The sequence below is a fragment of the Parablautia sp. Marseille-Q6255 genome, from assembly GCF_951230155.1.
In the GTDB taxonomy this organism is placed as follows: domain Bacteria; phylum Bacillota; class Clostridia; order Lachnospirales; family Lachnospiraceae; genus Choladousia.
This window is the reverse complement of the sequence record NZ_CATNVD010000013.1, coordinates 111381-131428: the sequence shown is the minus strand read 5'-3', so window position 1 is coordinate 131428 and position 20048 is coordinate 111381. Positions and strand designations below refer to the sequence as shown.

Below are 20048 nucleotides of genomic sequence, written 5' to 3'. Positions count from 1 at the left end.
TAGGAAGTATAGTTCTGAATATAGCATGTTTGATTTCAATCAGACTTTTGCGAAAAGAACTAAAAAATCAATACGAAACCATAATGGGGATGGGAAGCTATATACATGCCCATACAGGAAGAAGAATGGATGAGGATGATTTCGAATGGTATCGGGACTATTGGAAGCGAATTTAGAAAAATTATTTGAGGGAGAAGTGTTGCCGATAAAAAGAACGCTTTCCCTGATAAGACACTAGACTATCTTTTCGCGACGGACGAAGGGAGGTGAGAGAGATGGAGAAGCTTAGAAGTATCCATATAGATACAGAAAAAGGCATTTACCAGTTGAATGGAGAAGACATTGGAAGCGATACATCGAGATTGAGACTGGAGTTTGAAAATGGGGAATGGTCGCTGGAAGTAACCAGAGATTCTTGTTTTACTGCCAGCGCCCGCAAATCAAGGAATAAGCTTTGAGATGAAATCGGTAATTTCATCCAGACCATTCTTGAAACGGTTTTCCATGTAAATGATAAATTCGTCATTAGCCATGAAGCCGCCATCGAGGTACATTTTACCCAAGCCAGCTCTTGAAATTTCAGCAATGGTTGCTTTGATATCGGGGACAGACCATTTCTGGCAAGGTTTAAGGACTTGGATTTCTGAAAAAGAAAAGTGTTTGGCATTGAGTTTATCGGTTCCGATTTTTCTCTTAGTCAAATAGACTTTGTAAAGGTGACAAACAAGATTGTCTGCGTCTTTCGTTAACTGCATAATGTTTTACTCCTTCCTTCGTACTCGGCGCGGCAACGCCTATGTTAACAGTATAGGCGATTTAGGAGCGAAGCGCAAGCGGAACACAGACAACCCAGACAGCATAGAACAGTAGAGGGGTGGTGAAATGGAAAAACCTAGAATCATCAGCGAGATAAGGGTAAATGGTGTATTGACGAGGCAGGAAGATATTCCGCCGGATATCGCACATCAGGTGATTGCTCAGACGATCATCCGTGCGGCGGCGAACATTGGATTTAAAGCTACAAGAAAAGAGAAAACCGCCTGATGGCGGAAAAGGAGGACAAACATTGCTAAAGAAACTGATCACGCTGCATGCTATCGCAGCGGCAGCAACAACGATCATCTACACATGGATGACAAAAGGCGACTGGGCGTACATATTCGCGATGATGGCGCTTTACAACTGGGTGCTGGGAACGGCAGCGATCGCGGCGGACATACATCAGGACAAGAAAAGGGGACATCATGGAAGAATCAAAGAAAGAGCATCCGGTCAGTGATGCAGATCTGCAGGCACTGATTGAAAACTGGGAGCAGATGCCGAAACGAGATGCTGCAGAAATTGCATACGCAGAGGGAATCCTGTATGCAATCGCAGTATTGCTACCAGATGAAGAAAATGTCCTGACCGCCGGCAAGCAAAGTCAGGACAGAAAACTTAATAATTCAAGGTCATTATAGACCGGATACATAAGATGAGTCAATGAAATATTAAAGGAGGATATAAAAAATGCAGATTACAGCAACATTTGAGAACACACAGGAAATGATGGAGTTTTGTCGGATGATGGCAGGGAAAGAAGTTTCCACGGGACAGATAACGTCGACAGAGGGCAGCGTTACAGCGGGACACGTTGAAAAGTCCGCAGCAGTTACGGCGTCTACGGCTGTACCGGTAAGCACGCCGACACAGGCAGTACCTGTCACGCAGCCGGTTCCAACAGCAGCTCCTACTGCGCCGGTTACACCTTCTGTAACAGGGGCAGGACAAGTTCCGACGACAACGCAGACATATGAACTTGACGATCTGGCTCGGGCGGCAATGACACTGATGGACGTAGGAAGGCAGGGAGAGTTGCAGCAGCTTCTGACACGGTTTGGCGTGGCGGCACTGCCCCTGCTTCCGAAAGACCAGTATGGGAATTTTGCAACAGCACTGCGCGGAATGGGGGCTAAGATCTGATGGCACATGAAGAACGACAGCACGCGCTTTTAAGCGCGTCGGGGGCGCACCGGTGGCTGTACTGTACGCCGAGTGCGAGATTGGAAGAACAGTTCCCGGATCTGACATCGGATCATGCACGGGAAGGGACGCTGGCGCATGAGCTGGCAGAACTCAAAGTCCGGAATTACTTTTTCACGGTGGATTTTGGAAAGCGGAAGCTTGCCACGGCGGTAAACAAACTGAAGAAGCAAGAACTCTGGCAAGATGAGATGCAGGGTTACACAGATGACTATCTGGACTACATTAAGTCGGTGGCTCTTTCTTTTTCTGCGGAACCATCAGTCTCTCTCGAAAAGCAGGTTGATTTCGGTGCGTACGTGCCGGGAGGCTTCGGCACGGCGGACTGTATCATGATATCTGGTACGACGCTGTGCATCGTGGACTTCAAATACGGAAAAGGTGTACCGGTTAGCGCAGAGGGAAATCCGCAGCTTTCCCTGTATGCACTCGGCGCTTATGAGGCATACAGGCTTTTGTATCCGATTGACACAATAAAAATGGCGATTGTACAGCCGCGCATCCCGGACGGTATTTCGGAGTGGGAGTGTTCTGTTTCCGAGTTGCTGGCGTGGGGCGAATGGGTAAAGGAGCGTGCGGCGCTCGCAGATAAGGGCGAGGGATCCTTCCAACCAGGGGAGAAACAGTGCCGGTTCTGTCGCGCAAAGATGCTGTGTAGAGCACGATCTGATCATAACGTGAAGCAGGCGTTTCAGATTGGGGAGTTGCCTCCGTTGATCACTGCCGCAGAAGCCGGGGAGCGGCTTGCGACACTCGAGGACGTTGTAAGGTATCAGAAGGATCTGCAGGAGTGGGCTCTCGCAGAATGCCTTGCGGGGAACGAGGTGCCCGGCTGGAAAGCCGTGGAAGGGCGCGGCAGCCGCGAATGGACAGATACTGACACAGCACTTGATGCGCTACAACAAAAGGGGATCAGCCCTGCGCTTTTATATGAAACGAGACCACTTACGGCTCCGCAGGTTGAAAAGATGATCGGGAAGAAAGAGTTCCAGGAGCTTGCAGCGGAGTTTGTCGCAAAGAAAGCAGGCAAGCCGGCACTCGTGAAAGAATCGGACAAGCGTCCGGCGATTACAAATAAGATTACAGCTACAGAAGCATTTAAGGAGGATATTGAATCATGATCGGAGATGTAACAAACGTAACAACGGGGAAAGTAAGACTGAGCTATGTGCATTTATTCAAGCCGTATGCAGCGATGCAGGGACAGGAGGAAAAGTACAGCGTGACGGTTCTGGTGCCAAAGACGGATACCGATACGATGGCACGTATCAATGCTGCGATCGAAGCAGCAAAGCAGAAAGGCGTCACAGATAAGTGGAACGGGCAGTGCCCGCCGGTTATTCCGATCCCGGTATACGATGGCGATGGGGTACGTCCTTCGGACGGGCTTCCGTTCGGGCCTGAGTGCAGAGGCTGCTTCGTGTTCACGGCAAGTGCAAAGGCGGATTATCCGCCGGAGGTAGTGGACCGGTTCGGCAATCCGATCATCAACCAGTCCGAGGTCTACAGCGGTATATACGGACGCGTGAACATCAGCTTTTTCCCGTATGCCTTCGGTGGCAAGAAGGGAGTTGGCTGCGGACTGGGACCGGTACAGAAACTGGAAGACGGGGAACCGTTAGGAGGATCCGCGCCGACTGCGGCACAGGCGTTTGGCGCGCCGCAGCAGGCGGCGAACGCATATGCCACAGGTAGCGCCGCTGCAGTAACACAGCCGACGATGTCGGCAGGGGGCATCAATCCGATCACTGGGCTGCCGTTTTAAAAGCAGAGGGGCGTTCAGCCCCTTTACCTGACAGGAGATTGAAATATGAAACATTTGTGCATTGATATCGAGACAAAGAGCAGCGTTGATATTGGAAAAGCGGGAGCATACAAGTACGCACAGTCAGAAGATTTTGAGGTGCTGCTGTTTGCGTATGCATGGGATGATGAAGAAGTGGAGATCGTTGACCTTGCACAGGGAGAACAGATCCCGTTTACGGTAATGGAGGCGCTGCATGATCCGGATGTCGTGAAGCATGCGTATAACGCTGCATTTGAGTGGTGGTGTCTGAACCGGGCAGGGTATGAAACGCCGATCGGGCAGTGGAGATGCACGATGGTACATGGACTGTACTGTGGATATACCGCCGGTCTGGAAGCAACTGGCAAGGCGATCGGTCTTCCATCGGACAAGCAGAAGCTTTCGATCGGGAAGGCACTGATCCGGTATTTCTGCACACCGTGTAAGCCGACCAAAACAAATGGATTTCGCACGTGGAACCTTCCAAAGCATGCACCGGATAAATGGGCGCTGTTTAAGGACTATTGCAAGCAAGACGTTGTTACGGAGCGCGAGATATACCGCAGGCTCAGGCCGTTCCCGATGCCGATGGAAGAAATACGGTTGTGGCAGATGGATATCCGGATGAATGCGTTCGGCGTCCGGGCGGATAGGGAGCTAGTCGATGGTGCTTTAGCGGTCGGTGACGAAAGTACCGGACATCTTATGAAGGAAGCAGAGGAACTGACAGATCTGGCAAATGCAAACAGTACAGCGCAGATACTCGGGTGGTTACGCGCAAATGGGGTGGAAACAGACAATCTCCAGAAAGCAACGGTCGCTGAGCTTCTGGAAACATCAATTCCCGATCACGTACGCCGTGTGCTTGAGATCCGGCAGCAACTTGGAAAAACATCGGTCAAGAAGTACGAAGCGATGCAAGCTGCCATGAGCGGGAAAGATGACCGCATACGCGGACTGACTCAATATTACGGTGCGAACCGTACCGGGCGCTGGGCAGGGAGGCTGGTGCAGATGCAGAACCTTCCACGGAATTATATAGGTACACTGGATGAAGCGAGACGGCTTGTGAAACGAAAGGATTTCGAGGGCCTGCGGATGATATACGGCAATGTGCCGGACACACTGTCGCAGCTGATACGTACCGCATTTATACCGACAGTGGGGAATAAGTTTGTGGTTGCAGACTTTTCGGCGATCGAAGCGCGGGTGATCGCGTGGCTGGCAGGCGAACAGTGGGTCAACGAAGTCTTTGCAACGCACGGGAAGATATACGAAGCGACCGCATCACAGATGTTCCATGTCCCGATCGAAAAGATCACGAAGGGAAATTCTGAATACAGCCTGCGCCAGAAAGGGAAAGTTGCCACATTGGCCCTTGGCTATCAGGGCGGCACCTCGGCGCTTATCGCAATGGGGGCGCTGCGGATGGGGCTCGATGAAGCGGAGCTTCCGGACATCGTGTCAAGATGGCGCGGGGCGAACCGTCGCATCGTTGATTTGTGGTACGCAGTGGAGCAGGCGGCGCTTGCAACGATGCAGACGGCGCAGCCGCAGGCGATACGCGGATTGATATTTGCACTGGAAGGCGATCTCGTGTACGGGCAATGTTTTCTCACCGTGCAGCTACCATCTGGTCGAAAATTATTTTACCCGAGACCATTTTTGCAGGAAAACCGATTCGGAAAACTGGCGCTGCATTATTACACTGTCGGTCAACAGACGCGTAAGTGGGAGATAGACTCCACATATGGCGGGAAAATGACGGAGAATATCGTACAGGCGATCGCGAGGGACTGTCTGGCGGAGACGCTGCGCCGGATCGACGCACGCGGACTGCAGGTTGTCTTTCACGTGCATGACGAAGTGATCATCGACGCACCACAGGAGACCACGGTAGGCGAGATCTGTGATCTGATGGCGGAACCGATAGACTGGGCACCGGGTCTGATATTAAAAGGCGCAGGTTTTGAATGTGACTATTATATGAAGGATTAGGAGGACGGGAAATGCAGTATAACAGAATGCTGAAGATCAGCACAGGGGGAAGCCGGAAGGTAACCCACTGGCCGAAAAGTGAGATCCTCTGGTCTGAATTTACCGAAAAATTAAAAACACCGGTGCGTGGAACGGAAACGTACGAGGAATACCTGAAGATGCCGAAGGCACAACAGGCAGAGCTCAAGGACGTGGGCGGATTTGTGGGTGGTACATTTACGCAGGACCGGCGGAAAGCCGGCTGCGTGGAAGGCAGGGATCTTATTACGCTTGACCTTGACAACATACCGGCAGGAAAGACGGATGATATCCTGAGACGGGTGGATGGGCTTGGATGTGCCGCAGTCGTGTACAGTACGCGCAAGCATTCCGGCTATACGCCGCGTCTGCGGATCGTCCTGCCCCTTGATCGGACAGCGACGGCGGACGAATACGAGCCTGCGGCGCGCAAGCTGGCGTCACTGATCGGTATGGAGTTCTGTGACCCGACGACGTTCGAGGCAACACGGCTTATGTACTGGGCAAGCTGCAGCCGGGACGCAGAGTTCATTTTTCGTGTGTATGATAAACCGTTCGGGAGTCTGGACGGCGTCCTTGCGATGTATGGGGACTGGCAGGACGTGACGCAGTGGCCGCAGGTTCCGGGAGTTGAGGCGATGGAACGCCGCAGGCTGGCAAAGCAGGAAGATCCGACCACAAAACGTGGTATTATCGGCGCATTCTGCCGGACGTATAGCGTCACGCAGGCGATGGAACAGTTTATACCGGGAATGTATGAGGAGACGGCTGTACCGGGGCGTTACACGTTCACAGGGGGCTCTACGAGCGGCGGAGCTGTAGTCTATGACGGAGACCGGTTCCTGTATTCGCACCATGCAACAGATCCCTGCTCGGGGCAGCTTGTGAATGCGTTTGACCTGATCCGACTGCATAAGTTTGGCGATCAGGATACAGAAGCGAAGGATGGTACGCCGGTTAGTAAGCTGCCGTCATTCGTGGCTATGAGCCGCCTGGCGTCCGGAGATAAGGAAGTCGCGAAGCTTATAGCGAAGGAGAGGGTAGAACAGGCGAAGGAAGCATTTCGAACAGATGAAACAACCGGAAACATGCTAACGGAAGACGGCTACGATATGGCGTGGATTACACGTCTTACGACTGACAGTAGCGGGAAGATAGAGAAAACAATCAATAACGCGGTGCTGGTCCTCGAGCACGATCCTTTGCTTGCGGGAAGGATCGTGACGGATGAGTTTGCAAGCTGCGGCATGGTACTTGGCAAGCTCCCGTGGGATAAACGGGATATCCGGCGCCGCTGGCAGGATGTGGACGATGCGGGGTACTACCGGTATATGGAGACTTTTTATCAGTTGACAGGGAAGGAGAAACTGGATAATGCCCTTCTGATCGTCAGCAGCCAGAACCGGATCAATGACGTGAAACGTTATCTGGAAGGGCTTACGTGGGACGGCGTGCGGCGGCTCGACGCGCTTCTTGCGGATTATCTCGGTGCGGAAGACACGGCTTATACACGGGCGGTTATGCGGAAGTCATTGTGTGCTGCAGTAGCGCGTGCGGTAACCGGCGGCGTAAAATTCGACTATATGCCGATCTTTACCGGACCGCAGGGGATCGGAAAGAGCACCTTTCTGCGCATTCTGGGGAAAGAATGGTTCTCTGATTCGCTGACAACGTTTGAAGGTAAGGAGGCGGCGGAGCTGATACAGGGCACCTGGATCAACGAGGTCGGGGAGCTTTCGGCTTTTACGAAGCAGGAGACGCAGGTCATCAAACAGTTTTTGAGCAAGACGGATGATATCTACCGCGCGGCATACGGCCGTCGGACGGATAAGTATCCGCGGCGCTGCGTGTTCTTCGGGACAAGCAATGACACGGAGTTCCTAAAAGACACGACGGGGAACCGGCGCTTCTGGCCGGTGGATGTTGGCGAGCATCCGGCAAAGAAATCTGTGTGGAAGCAGCTGCCAGAAGAAGTCGACCAGATATGGGCAGAAGCTTATTTTTACTGGCAGATGGGAGAAGAACTGTACCTGCCAAAAGAGATCGAACGTATGGCAGCGGAGGCACAGGAATCCCACAAAGAAACGAACGGGAAAGAGGGACTGGTTAAATCATTTCTTGAGCGTGAAGTTCCAGATAACTGGGAATCATTGAGCCTGAGTGAACGGCGTATGTTCTTAAACGGAAATGCAAGGACAGGAAGCGGCCAGAAGCTTGTGCGGCGGGATCGGATCTGCGCAATGGCGGTATGGGCAGAATGCTTCGGCAGTGATCCAAGATACATGCAGCGTCGTGACAGTATGGAGATCAACGGTATCCTGCAGGGACTTCCCGGGTGGGAACGGGAAAAAAGCCCGGGACGGCATGGACCGTACGGAATGCAACGGGGGTTCAAAGCAGTGTCTACATAGAATAAATACAAACTGAAAAACTTTGTAGTCGTTGTAGACTGCTAAAAAATAGGTTGTATACAGAGTCTACATAAATCTACAGACTGTGTAGACACTGCAAAACCGCATAAATTCAATAAAAACCTATATATGTCTACAATGTCTACAAACTTTACATATAAAAGAAAAAATAAATAATAATAAATACGCCTAATATTACATACGGCACATAATACGGGTAATACATACACGCGTGTGTGAGAGTTGTAGATGGCAGGAGGGGACATGATGAAAGAAAAAGAGATCGAGAAGATCCTCGTAGATGAGGTACGGAAGCTGGGCGGCAGGGCGTACAAGTTCGTAAGTCCAGGAAATGACGGTGTTCCGGATCGCATCGTAATATTTCCAGACGGGCGTCCGATCTTCGTCGAACTGAAAACAGATACCGGCAGGCTGAGTGTGCTGCAAGGGGTGCAGCTGAAACGGCTGGATGATCTGGGACAATACACCCGGGTTATCCGAGGAATCGCAGGGTTAAAAGAGTTCTTTGAGGATCAGGGCTTTTGGGATACAGCATCCCGGATTGCCACGAGGTACGATCTGTGAAAGGAGCGATGGGCAATGATATTTACACCTCACGCTTATCAGCAACACTGTATTGACAAGATTCTTGAAATCAACAAACTGGGGCTTTATCTCGATATGGGTTTAGGCAAGACAGTGACAACGCTGACCGCGATCCGAGAGCTGAAATACAATCGCTTCCAAGTGCGCCGCGTGTTGGTGATCGCGCCAAAGAAAGTGGCAGAGGGGACATGGATGAAAGAAAAAGACAAGTGGGAGCATACGAAGATCCTGCGTGTCTCGCAGGTGCTTGGAAGTCAGGCGAAGCGAATCAGGGCGCTGAACACGCCAGCAGACATTTACATCACAAACCGAGAGAATGTCTGCTGGCTGGTGGATTACTACCGGAACGACTGGCCGTTTGACATGGTCGTGATTGATGAGAGCAGCAGTTTTAAAAGCCATACATCGAAACGTTTCAAATCGCTCGCCGGAATCTCCGGAAAGATCACACGGCTGGTTGAACTCACCGGCACGCCGTCTCCGAACGGACTTTCAGATTTGTGGGCGCAGGTCTATCTTCTGGACGGAGGCGAGCGTCTGGGTAAGCGGTACACGCATTTTCGGGAGCGGTATTTTGATCCGGGGCGCCGCGGGGCAGATGGCATGGTGTACGACTATAAAGCAAAACCGGGAAGTGAGGACAGTATCCTGTCACGGATTTCGGATATCTGTATCAGCATGAAGGCGGAAGATTACCTGCAACTTCCGGATCTGACGTTTCATGAGATCCCAGTTGTCTTGGATACGAAAGCAGGAAAGGCCTACCGTGAGTTGGAACGGAAGATGGTGCTGGAGCTGCCGGAAGACGAAGAGGAGATCAGTGTGACGAGTGCAGCTGCACTGTCCAATAAACTGCTGCAGCTGTCAAATGGCGCTGTGTATGACGAGGACCGTCAGGTACATGAGGTGCATAACTGTAAGATCGAGGCACTACTTGAACTGATCGAATCCCTACGGGGAAAACCGGCACTTGTGTTTTATAATTTCCAGCATGACAAAGAGCGGATACTGGAAGCACTTAAGAAGACAGGACTAAGGATCCGAGAGTTAAAAACAACGCAGGACGAGGACGACTGGAACGCAGGACAGATCGATGTCCTGCTTACACATCCGGCAAGCAGTGCCTATGGACTGAACCTGCAGCAAGGCGGAAATCATGTGATCTGGTTTGGGCTCACATGGAACTATGAGTTGTATACACAGGCGAATAAGCGTCTGCACAGACAGGGTCAGACACAGAAAGTCATCGTTCACCATCTCGTGTGTACCGGCACACGTGATGAAGATGTGATGCAGGCTCTTGCCAGAAAAGACGACGTACAGAATTGGGTGATGCAGAGTCTGAAAGCAAGAATCAAGGCGATTAAGGAGGGAAAGTAACGTGGATGTGTCAAAGTACATAAGAGCAGCAGGAAAGCCGACTGGGCAAACGGACGCGAGAAGGAGGCAGATCTGCGAAGTGCTGTGCCAGGGTTGCGGAGAAAAGATCTCATCCGCAGATGCAGAGGGCGTTGAGTACGTAAAGACGAAACGGGGAACTGAGTTGTTTTTCCACACACGCTGTGTTGGAGCTGTGTGGAGTCACGGTATCGTTTAGGAGGTAAGAGGATGAACAGAGAAATCAACTGGAAACAGGAAGCACAGAAACACGCTGCGGAAGCAGGCGAGATGAAGATTGCGATCGCACATAAGCTCGAAGAAGTGCGTGCCGGCATCGTAAACATCAGGCACATGCTGATCACGGAGGACACAGCGCTCGATCAGGCGATCCTGAGTTGGAAAAAGGAGCAGCTTGAGAAGTGGGCGATATTTCTTGAAGATCTGCTGTCCGGCGGAGTAAAGAAAACGGTCAGCAAAGATTGGAAACAGAACGTGATGCAGAGATTCGGGAGGGTGGAGTGATGAAAAAATATGATCCAAATATAGACAGTGGAGTACATACAGTAAAAATTACTTTACAGGCATGGGATTATGTAGGACATATCATTCAAAAAATCAAAGGAAATTGTAAGGGAAAACAAATTCTGGATTTTGATTTTGAATGCGAAAATGAATTCCCCGACAATGATTGTCAGCTCACATATGATGAAGATTACGGCACATTTAACTGCGTGTTAGTGAATGAAAAAGGTGATACTTTGAAGTGCGCGTGTGATGCAGAAGAAATGAATAATATGATTGTTGGTGTTGAAATCATAGATTTTACAGAGGGGTAAGCGTATGGATAACAGTCAGAGACAACGCAAGACTGTGCAGCAGATCATCGACGAGCGCGAGCGAAAAGCTCCGATGTACCATGCACCGAGGATATACAATGATAAGTGCAAACCGCCGGAGTCTGCATGGTGGCATATGAGGCACAGACCATATCAGAGAGGAGGGGATGCCGGTGAAAACGGTAACAGCGGAAACGATCGCGACGATGGCTGCGAAAGAGGCAGTCAAGGAGTTGAGAAAAGAGCTTGAGAAAGAAAAGCGGGTCAAGACATTTCGGAATACAAAGAAATTGCTGCAAAATTACAATCGCATTTGCGAGAGTGTGCAAGAGGGGATTTCCGATCTGACCGAGATGGATAACAGCGATGAACTGGAAGAGTTTACCGAAGAGGATATTTTCATCAACAGTATTCTCAAAAGCAAGCTCAGAAGTATCGTGATGATTGCACATATAGATAAATGTGTGGCGCTGCTTGAGCGTGAACAGTACAGTAAGAATACGCCAGAGAAGTTTCTTGCCTTTAAGTATTTCTATTTTGACGAGATGACGTATGAGAGCATTACGGAGGTATATGGGTATTCAGAACGAACAGCGCGCCGGTGGGTTCAAGAGCTGACGAATATCCTGAGTGTGTATCTGTTCGGGGCAGACGCAGTAAACTTGGAGTGACAGAAGGTTGGCAAAAACGTGTCCTTGCGATGTCCGTTTGAAAGATTTATAATGGTAGCATGTAAAATTAGGTGATACAAAAAGCCAAGTACATTTCCTCCACAGTCGCTGGGCGTCACAGCTCGGCGGCTGATTTGCCGGTACAAGGTGATACCTCATAAGACGGACTTAAATAATGAGGCAACGCCGCAGGAACCTTGCCGGCATATTGGAACATAGCTCAGTTGGCAGAGCACATGGCTTATATCCGTGGGGTCGCCGGTTCGATTCCGGCTGTTCCGATTCCTCGAATGAGGACCCAAACAACATTTTTTAAAGAGAGTCGTGTAGAAAATACACGGCTCTTTTTGGTGGTTTTGTCAATAGACAAAAGAACAAATGTTCGGTAATATAAAGATGACTCAGACAAGCGTTTCTTGTTGAAAAATAGATAATTTTGGAATACAATAAAAGAAAAATGTTGTTTGGGGGATTTTTATATGAGAAAAATTGGTTTGTCTGTTTACGGGATGAGTGTATCGTTAGGTGGCGTAGAAAAACAAAATTTAAATAATATTGTTGCTGAAAGAGATATTATTCAGATAATTTCAGAGTACATTGATACACATATAAATGAATATATAAATGATAGGGACAAAGAAAGTCTTTTTACATTTTGCCAAAAGGATAATGAAGAGATTTTAGATGATAATAACAGACTTATTTGTAAAACACTTTGCGGAAAAATAAAAACAGGAGAATATGGCACAAGTTCAGAGTTAGTCAACATAAACAGTGGTGAGATATATAATCGTAGCACCAATCAGGCAGATGTTATGCCATTTGGCTTTTGTATTGTGCTCCCGGCTGGGGAAATAGATACTTGTGTCATTGTCATGCAAACACTAGGACAATATGGCGTAAAGGTTGCATTGCATAAAAAAATTCAAGAGATTCTTAGAAATGTAAATCCGGATTTATTTGTTTCAATGGGGCCTGTAATGCCAAAACAATATGTGCAAAAGTATTTTAACGAAGGTGTTTTGCAGAAAATTTCTATGATCAGATATGAAATACCTGAAGATGAAGCGGAACGAATGGGTGTAAATTATGGTGTTGCTGCAACAAGCGAAGAAAGGATCATTCATAAGCCAATAGGGTTTATGACCAGAAAACGAATTGAGATTGATGAATGGATGCGAGGACAAAGAGCCGCTACAGAAATCATACAAATAGATGGTTTTGATTATAATAATTTAAAGTTGGTTTTTAAGTTAGGGAAAACAGAAAAAACGATAAATCTGGATAATTTGGATAAGATAATTATCACAGAAGATATTACAGAAAAGGTTCAAACTGCTGATGGGCATCCAATATTTGAAAGTTTGAAACCGGTAATGATAGAAACAGGAAGAGGCTACTTAGTTGGACAAGGATTCATTGCTGAATAGGGGAATTAATTATGGCTGAAATAATAAAAATTTTTTTAAAGCCGGACATCATGATAATTTGTGTAGTCGTTTGTTTATTGGTAGTTGGACGGTTGGTATTTAAAATGAAATATGCTTCTGTAAGAACGATTATTTTAAACTATGTGTCTTGCTTTAAAAAACGGGACGGTGGGATAATGCTTGTTCCAATAATTTATTATTTTGGTATTCCTCTAATAATTGCTTTGGGCGCGGTGAAGAATAAAAGAATGGATGCATCAATTCTCAATATTGTTACGATTATAGTTTCGATTTTAACAGCCATGTTATTTACTTTATTAACAATGATAATTGATATGAAGTCGAAAATTCAACAGAATCCGAACTACTACAGCATGGATGCGCACATATCAAAACGTTCGTTAATACAAACGTATTATGCAGTGATGTTTGCAATATTGTTGAGTATTGTGATTCTCATTTTTTGTCTATTTAATGTATTTGTAAAGCAGTATAGTTATTTACAAAGTTTTATCGTATATTATTTGGTTTTTTTACTATTGATAACTTTATTTATGATTCTCAAACGAATTTATCGGGTAATAGATGTAGATATGAATAAATAAGTTTGAATATCTTTGTTTTCATGAACGTCCTGTAGAAATACAGGGCGTTTTGTGGTATGATGGAGAAAATGTTGAGGGAGGTAATATGCTATGGAGTTCACTAAAAAAGAGTTAGTAGATTTGGTGATAGATTTTTACGAAACACCAGGTCGATATTATGATTTAGCTGTTGAAGAGGAGTTGACTAAAAAGTTTGCTTCTTCTGGATTCGCAGAAAAAGATGAAGAACGAATTAGGCTGACTACATGCGGAGAAGCGTATTTGCATGAATTTATCAAAAAGGAAACAGATGATATTATAGAGAAAATAAAGCAAAAAGGACGGGAAGTATATTTATACTGTATTATAAAGGACTTTGATTATGGAGAGGATACATCCGAATTTTTGACTTATGTTCTGAAGAATGAAGCAGACAAGGAAAATGCAAGACTTGCTGTTGCTAACGTTATTGTCAAAGACATAGGTGAGACTATGCGGATAACAATATTGTAATCAAAAAAATAACCAGCTGAGGGATGATTCTCTCAGCTTTTTCAATGCAGAAAGCGAGGTGAGCCGAGTGACAAAAAAACAGAAAATTTTTGCTGATGAATACTTGATCGACTTGAATGCCACTCGGGCTTACCGAGTCGCGTATCCGTCTGTGAGAAAGGATGAGACAGCCAGGGCAAACGGAAGTAGGCTGCTAACAAATGCTAACGTTGCGGCATATATTGCAAAGCGGATGGAAGAACGGCAGGAGCGCACAGAAGTAACGCAGGACATGGTAATTCAGGAACTGGCAGCCATTGCATTTGCGCGAGCTACTGATTATGCAGAAGTTTGCGGTGATGTCGTTAAGATTCGGGATACCAAAGAGCTATCCGCTACGCAGGTTAAAGCGATTGCGGGAATCAAGGAGGGGAAGTTCGGAATAGAACTTAAGCTGAACGACAAAGAGAAAGCATTGGAGCTTTTAGGACGACATCTTGGCATGTGGAATGATAAATTGCAGGTATCCGGCATCGATGAGGAAAAGTCGAAGTTAGATGATCTGATCACGCAAATGAGAGGCAGCGAGTAATGAGCACAGAGCGTTTATTGCTGTCGGAGAAATACAAAGCTTTCCTGCGGTATGATGCGCCGGTAGAGTTCTTGGAAAGATAGTGCTTGACTTTTGTTTTGAAGGGGGTGATTTTCCTTTGAGTAATGAAAGACTATTATTATCTGATAAATACAAGGCGTTTGTAAGGTGCGACGCTCCGGTCGAGTTCCTTGAAGGAACTTAACCACAGCAGCGGGAAAGACGACAGTCGGACTATTCAAATTCATGCTGAAGGTTGCTGAGTCTCCGAAGAAGCTGCATATTATCGCAGCGGATGATACCGGTACAGCGGAGAAGAACATCATTAACAAGGATCTCGGTATTCTTGATGTTTTTGGTGTTCTGGTTGAGTATAACGGCAGCGGAACAAAAGATGATAAGATCCCGCACCTGATCTTCAAAACAACCGGTGGCGATAAAGTGATCTATGTGCTCGGCTACGGAAATAAAAAGAAGTGGAAAAAAGCCCTTGGTGGTCAGTATGGCTGCTTGTACATCGATGAGATCAATACGGCGGACATTGATTTTGTTCGCGAAGCATCTATGCGCTGCGATTATCTGATGGCAACGCTGAATCCGGACGATCCGGGGCTTGACGTATACAGGGAGTATATCAATTGTTCCAGACCGCTCCCCGAATGGGAAGACGAAACGCCGCAGGAAATTAAGGACGAGTTGAAAGAAGAACCGAAGCCCGGCTGGGTGCATTGGTTCTTTTCTTTTGTCCATAACCTCGGCCTGCCGAAAGAAAAGATAGAAAAGATCATAGCCAACACTCCCAAGGGCACTAAGATTTGGAAGAATAAGATCCTGGGACTGCGTGGAAAGGCTACAGGCTTGGTATTCAGTAACTTTAACCATTCCCGCCATGTTAAGAGTAAGGAATGGGCCAAACAGTTTGTACAAAGTCCAGACGAGCCGAGAAAAAAGGAATTTTTCATGTATTTTTCGGCTGCTGTTGATACGTCTTATTCCCAGAAATCTCCGGATACAATAGCAATGTCATTCCTTGGAATCACCAACAAAGGGTGCTGCGTTGTGCTGGCAGAAAAAGTGTATAATAATGCCACACTAGAAATGCCGCTTGCCCCATCCGATACGGTTCAGAACCTGGTTGACTTTCTGGATCGAAACAAGAAAGAATGGGGCCTGTCAAGAAATGCTTTTCTGGATAATGCAGATCAGGCAACCATGCAGGAGTGGAATAAGTATAAGCGCCGGAACGGATGCGTCTATACACTTAATAACGCGTGGAAGCAGATGGAGATTATTGACCGAATCAACGCACAGCTGGGATGGATGGCATATGATGATGGCGCTGAAATAGAGCCATGCTTTTATGTGGTGGACACATGCACGAATTACATTGCAGAGCTTGATTCTTACAGCTGGATGGAAGATAAGGACAACACACCAGAAGACAGAAACGATCACATGGTGAACTCCGTGCAATATGCATGGATTCCCTACCAGAGTAAGATTTTTAAGGGGTGAAACAGATGAATTGGATACAGAATTTTGTAAAAAAACTCTTTCGGATCCAGCCAGCCAGGGAAAGAGAGGTTGTAATCATAGAACCCCATACTTTTCTGGCGGATGTGATCCGGAATAAGCTGTGGTATCGGGGAGACAGCGCGGAGCTGGAGCAGTATTTTAAAAAGACAGCTCGCTGGGACGTAGAGAAAGCCAGATTCTGGGCGGCAACAGCGCAGGGAAGCGTCCGTAAGATGCACAGTGGAATTGTGTCTACGGTTGTGGACCGGTACAGGGATATTGTGCTGGCTGATATGGACGCAGTAACCTTCGGAGAAGGGCAGCTGGAAACGGAGAAAACCTGGAAAGAAATATTTAACGGGGCCGACCTTAATAATGTAATTGGTGAGGGTATTTCTGGAGCGCTTGCTTCCGGAGACGGTGCTTTCAAGATTACGGCAGACGAGTGCAGCCCTTACCCGATCATTGAGTTTTACGATGCGGAAAATATCAATTATGTATACAGTCATTCCCAGCTCAAGGAGATTAAATTCTATACGAGTTACAGATCTGGAAGCAAGGAGTTGCAATTGGAAGAAACTTATGGATACGGGTACATTAAGTACAAGCTGTATGATGATTATGGCCGGGAGGTATCCTTGAAGCAGCTCCCAGAAACGGCGCACTTGATGGATATAGGGATAGAGGGGGATCTGATGCTGGCAGTCCCTCTTAAGATATTTTCATCAATCAAACATAAGCATCGTGGAAAAGCGTTGTTTGACGGGAAGACGGATGTGCTGGATGGTTTGGACGAGGTGATAAGCCAGTGGATGGATGCAATCCGGATGGGACGCATTAAACGTTATATACCAGAGAATCTGATGCCAAGAGATCCTGTTGATGGAAAGATGCTTCCGGCTAATCCGTTTGACAATGATTTTATTGCTATTGGGGACAATATGACAGAGAAATCCAGTCAGCAGGTGGAGATTTCACAGCCCCAGATTTCCTACGAGGCATATGTCAGCAGCTATGCCAGTTTTCTGGATATGGTATTGCAAGGTATCATATCCCCGTCCACTCTGGGAATTGATCTCAAAAAGACAGACAATGCCGAATCACAGAGGGAGAAAGAAAAGGTGACACTCCATGTGAGAAATAAGATTGTAGACGCTTTGAATGAAACTCTTCCAAAGCTGATCCAGGCGGTATTACAATGTTACGATCTGATGTGCGGGAAAACACCAGGGGAGTATGAGCCGACAGTAAAATTTGGTGAATATGCATCTCCTGATTTTGGAACCACAGTAGAGACAGTAGGAAAAGCAAAACAGTATGGCGTAATGTCTCTGGAAACCTCTGTGGATCAGCTGTACGGAGACACATGGACGCAGGAAGAAAAGGATGCAGAGGTGGGGCGTTTGAAAACAGAACAGGGTATCGCAGAGTTGGAAGAGCCGGGGATCAATCAGTCCGCCGGTTCTTTTCAGTTGAATACAGAAGGAGGCAAAATAGATGGTGGTGACAATAGGAAAAAAGGTCTGGGCGGTGAATCAGGAAAGGTACAAGAGCCTTCTGGCGCTGGGAAGTGAGCAGGTTCCTTTTGGGGTGTATGCTATTGAAAAGGACGGACAGGCAGAAATGCGTCTGGATCATTGCAAGAGCATTACCCAGCTGAAAAAGCTGATTCGCCAATTCAAGGCGGCAGGGTATAAGGTATATGCAAATGGGAGGTGATTCCTCTGACAGAATATGATATCACAGCTGCTTTTAAGGCTATTGAGAATGAACTGATTGCCTCTATGATCCGTAACATGGACCGCCACAGGGCCGAGGAAATAGCAGAGGGCTATGAATGGTCTATGTGGCAGGCCGAGCAGCTTAAGGCCTTAGAAAAGTATAAACGAGACAACCAGAAGAAGTACAAGAAGCAGTTCCAGAAGATAAACGGGGAGATTGACCTTCTGATCCGACAGGCCAGAGAAACAGGGAATATGCAGCAGGAAATAAAAATACTGGGGGCAATTAAAAAGGGGTTTCCGACCAAGAAGATCAGTAAGGGCATGGCAGGAGAGTTCTTCCGCCTGAATGACCGTAAACTGGAAGCTCTGATCGAGGCCACTACTCATGATATGGAGAAGGCCGAAACTGCGATCCTGCGCAAGGCAGAGGATGATTACAGGCAGGCGATCTATAACGCTCAGGTATACGCCAATACAGGCGCAGGAACCTATGAGAAGGCTGTGGATATGGCTACGAAGGATATGTTATCCCGTGGCCTTAACTGTGTACAGTATGTCAATGGAGCCCGTCATACATTGGCTGATTATGCTGATATGGCAATCCGAACGGCATCAAAGAGGGCATACCTGCAAGGCGAAGGAGAGAAGCGGCAGGAATGGGGAATAGCCACGGTAATTATCAACAAGCGTGGGAATCCCTGTCCCAAGTGTCTCCCGTTCTGTGGGAAGGTTCTGATCGATGATGTGTGGAGCGGTGGCTCTGAGGATGGAGTAGATCCAGAGACAGGGAAGAAATATCCCTTGATGAGTTACGCAATCAGCTGCGGTCTCTACCATCCACGCTGTAAGGACAGCCATACAACCTATTTTCCTGGAATTTCAACAGCTGATGATACATGGACAAGAGAAGAATTGGAGGCCATCGGACAGGAATACGAAGCAGAACAGAAACAGCAGTATGCTAAGCGACAGGAAGAGAAGTATAGGCGGCTGTCTGAGTATTCGCTGGATGAGGAGAATCAAAAGCACTATGGAATAAAAGCAAGGGAATGGAAGAGGGCACGTTTTAAGACGGGCGGTATGAATAACCCTGAATACGCTCAGTCAAAACGTCCATTGGCAAATTTCAGAGCCTTACCGAAGGAAAAAGTAGTTGATGTTCTGAGAGAAGATTCAAAAGAATGGATAGAAACTCTTTCAGAAGATGAAAAGAACGCAATACAGAAATACACATATAATTCTGGGGACAAAAAGCCGAATCGTTTCTTTGAAAGGTTAAACGCCATGCTACGGGGAGATCTGCCGGAAGATAAAAAGTTGAGAACCTATGCAGATATTATAAGCAGTGCACTGAATAAAAGCAGAATTAAACGTGATGTTATTGCGTACAGAAATTTGGATGTGGATTTATATTCTGGGTTTGAAGTAAATGATTTAATCATAGAAGAACAGTTTATCAGTACTTCTGTGTCAAAAAGAGCAGCTCTTGAAAAGCCATATAAGGTGGTTATTTATATTCCTAAAGGGAGTAGGGGAGCATATATTGAGGCTATTAGTAAGTATCCCAAACAAAGAGAACTGCTACTTGACAAAGGAACTATTTTTAGAGTAATATCAAAGAAAGAAAATGTAATTGAATTGCAGGTGATTATATGAAGATGACAAAGGAAGAAAAAGAGGCTTATAAGGCATTTCGGGATAGAGTAACAATGCCGACCAACCCTCGGAAACTTACACCGGAGGAAATCGAAAAACTGAAAAAAGAAGGACGCATTTAAAACCACCAGTCAGTAATGGCCGGTGGTTTTTTGTATCCATTTTTAGCGTTGCGACGTCGCAACAGGAAGGAGCGCATAATGAGTAGATTGTTAAGATGGCTGAAACGGTTCTTCTGTCGGGCAAAGCCTGGATGCGAACATCAGTATAGGAAACATTGGTGCCGCCGCCATGGCCCTTATGGCGGCTATGTGAGGCGGTGCGTGA

At 47.2% G+C, this 20048-nt stretch carries 24 protein-coding genes and 1 tRNA gene; 24 read left to right on the top strand and 1 reads right to left on the bottom strand.

Features of this window, described 5'->3' with window-relative positions; translation table 11 throughout:
* The first annotated feature begins 275 nt into the window (after nt 1-275).
* A complete protein-coding gene (locus QOX44_RS11565; protein ID WP_283683302.1) occupies nt 276-458 on the top strand; it encodes a hypothetical protein in 183 nt (60 codons plus the stop codon).
* Here QOX44_RS11565 and QOX44_RS11560 read toward each other — a convergent pair.
* Nucleotides 441-755: a hypothetical protein gene (locus tag QOX44_RS11560; RefSeq protein WP_283683301.1), complete on the bottom strand. Its 315-nt coding sequence runs from the start codon at nt 753-755 to the stop codon at nt 441-443. The two genes, QOX44_RS11565 and QOX44_RS11560, sit on opposite strands and share 18 nt — an antisense overlap.
* A gap of 127 nt (nt 756-882) precedes the next feature.
* On the opposite strand from QOX44_RS11560, the gene QOX44_RS11555 reads away from it, so the two are divergent.
* The 23 genes from QOX44_RS11555 (at nt 883) to QOX44_RS11445 (ending at nt 19843) form a co-directional block, all read left to right on the top strand.
* The gene (locus tag QOX44_RS11555) at nt 883-1044 is read left to right on the top strand and encodes a hypothetical protein (RefSeq protein ID WP_283683300.1); all 162 of its coding nucleotides are present in this window, start codon (nt 883-885) and stop codon (nt 1042-1044) included.
* 22 nt (nt 1045-1066) lie between these two features.
* Nucleotides 1067-1279, top strand: coding sequence for a hypothetical protein (locus tag QOX44_RS11550; protein WP_283683299.1), 213 nt, complete (start codon nt 1067-1069; stop codon nt 1277-1279).
* Nucleotides 1245-1460: a hypothetical protein gene (locus tag QOX44_RS11545; RefSeq protein WP_283683298.1), complete on the top strand. Its 216-nt coding sequence runs from the start codon at nt 1245-1247 to the stop codon at nt 1458-1460. The genes QOX44_RS11550 and QOX44_RS11545 overlap by 35 nt, the downstream gene beginning before the upstream one ends.
* Before the next feature lie 49 nt (nt 1461-1509).
* The gene (locus QOX44_RS11540) at nt 1510-1962 is read left to right on the top strand and encodes a hypothetical protein (protein WP_283683297.1); all 453 of its coding nucleotides are present in this window, start codon (nt 1510-1512) and stop codon (nt 1960-1962) included.
* A complete protein-coding gene (locus QOX44_RS11535) occupies nt 1962-3143 on the top strand; it encodes a DUF2800 domain-containing protein (protein WP_283683296.1) in 1182 nt (393 codons plus the stop codon). The genes QOX44_RS11540 and QOX44_RS11535 overlap by 1 nt, the downstream gene beginning before the upstream one ends.
* Nucleotides 3143-3787, top strand: a complete 645-nt coding sequence (locus QOX44_RS11530; RefSeq protein ID WP_283683328.1) for a DUF2815 family protein — start codon at nt 3143-3145, stop codon at nt 3785-3787. The genes QOX44_RS11535 and QOX44_RS11530 overlap by 1 nt, the downstream gene beginning before the upstream one ends.
* 45 nt (nt 3788-3832) lie before the next feature.
* Nucleotides 3833-5806: a DNA polymerase gene (locus QOX44_RS11525; RefSeq protein ID WP_283683295.1), complete on the top strand. Its 1974-nt coding sequence runs from the start codon at nt 3833-3835 to the stop codon at nt 5804-5806.
* 11 nt (nt 5807-5817) lie between these two features.
* Nucleotides 5818-8235, top strand: a complete 2418-nt coding sequence (locus QOX44_RS11520) for a virulence-associated E family protein (protein WP_283683294.1) — start codon at nt 5818-5820, stop codon at nt 8233-8235.
* Between the two features lie 267 nt (nt 8236-8502).
* The gene (locus tag QOX44_RS11515) at nt 8503-8820 is read left to right on the top strand and encodes a VRR-NUC domain-containing protein (RefSeq protein ID WP_283683327.1); all 318 of its coding nucleotides are present in this window, start codon (nt 8503-8505) and stop codon (nt 8818-8820) included.
* Nucleotides 8821-8835: 15 nt separating this feature from the next.
* Nucleotides 8836-10221 (top strand): DEAD/DEAH box helicase, encoded by a 1386-nt coding sequence (locus tag QOX44_RS11510; protein ID WP_283683293.1) that lies wholly within the window; start codon nt 8836-8838, stop codon nt 10219-10221.
* 228 nt (nt 10222-10449) lie between these two features.
* Entirely contained in the window at nt 10450-10743 is a 294-nt protein-coding gene (locus QOX44_RS11505; RefSeq protein ID WP_283683292.1) for a hypothetical protein, read from the top strand.
* The gene (locus tag QOX44_RS11500; RefSeq protein WP_283683291.1) at nt 10743-11057 is read left to right on the top strand and encodes a DUF5406 family protein; all 315 of its coding nucleotides are present in this window, start codon (nt 10743-10745) and stop codon (nt 11055-11057) included. Before QOX44_RS11505 ends, QOX44_RS11500 begins: the two co-directional genes overlap by 1 nt.
* 167 nt (nt 11058-11224) lie before the next feature.
* Nucleotides 11225-11728: a helix-turn-helix domain-containing protein gene (locus tag QOX44_RS11495; RefSeq protein ID WP_283683290.1), complete on the top strand. Its 504-nt coding sequence runs from the start codon at nt 11225-11227 to the stop codon at nt 11726-11728.
* A gap of 209 nt (nt 11729-11937) precedes the next feature.
* A tRNA-Ile gene (locus tag QOX44_RS11490) sits at nt 11938-12010 on the top strand.
* 197 nt (nt 12011-12207) lie between these two features.
* On the top strand, nt 12208-13158 hold the full coding sequence (locus tag QOX44_RS11485; protein ID WP_283683288.1) for a hypothetical protein: 951 nt from the start codon (nt 12208-12210) through the stop codon (nt 13156-13158).
* 11 nt (nt 13159-13169) lie between these two features.
* Nucleotides 13170-13763 (top strand): hypothetical protein, encoded by a 594-nt coding sequence (locus QOX44_RS11480; RefSeq protein WP_283683287.1) that lies wholly within the window; start codon nt 13170-13172, stop codon nt 13761-13763.
* 90 nt (nt 13764-13853) lie between these two features.
* On the top strand, nt 13854-14255 hold the full coding sequence (locus QOX44_RS11475; RefSeq protein WP_283683286.1) for a hypothetical protein: 402 nt from the start codon (nt 13854-13856) through the stop codon (nt 14253-14255).
* A gap of 67 nt (nt 14256-14322) precedes the next feature.
* Complete coding sequence (locus QOX44_RS11470) at nt 14323-14826, top strand: terminase small subunit (RefSeq protein ID WP_283683285.1); 504 nt, start codon at nt 14323-14325, stop codon at nt 14824-14826.
* A gap of 246 nt (nt 14827-15072) precedes the next feature.
* Entirely contained in the window at nt 15073-16341 is a 1269-nt protein-coding gene (locus tag QOX44_RS11465) for a hypothetical protein (protein ID WP_331488382.1), read from the top strand.
* Nucleotides 16342-16346: 5 nt separating this feature from the next.
* Nucleotides 16347-17915, top strand: coding sequence for a capsid protein (locus tag QOX44_RS11460; RefSeq protein ID WP_283683284.1), 1569 nt, complete (start codon nt 16347-16349; stop codon nt 17913-17915).
* Nucleotides 17872-18060 (top strand): hypothetical protein, encoded by a 189-nt coding sequence (locus QOX44_RS11455; RefSeq protein ID WP_283683283.1) that lies wholly within the window; start codon nt 17872-17874, stop codon nt 18058-18060. Before QOX44_RS11460 ends, QOX44_RS11455 begins: the two co-directional genes overlap by 44 nt.
* Nucleotides 18060-19721, top strand: a complete 1662-nt coding sequence (locus QOX44_RS11450) for a phage minor capsid protein (RefSeq protein ID WP_283683326.1) — start codon at nt 18060-18062, stop codon at nt 19719-19721. The genes QOX44_RS11455 and QOX44_RS11450 overlap by 1 nt, the downstream gene beginning before the upstream one ends.
* A complete protein-coding gene (locus QOX44_RS11445) occupies nt 19718-19843 on the top strand; it encodes a hypothetical protein (protein WP_283683282.1) in 126 nt (41 codons plus the stop codon). The genes QOX44_RS11450 and QOX44_RS11445 overlap by 4 nt, the downstream gene beginning before the upstream one ends.
* Nucleotides 19844-20048 lie beyond the last annotated feature (205 nt).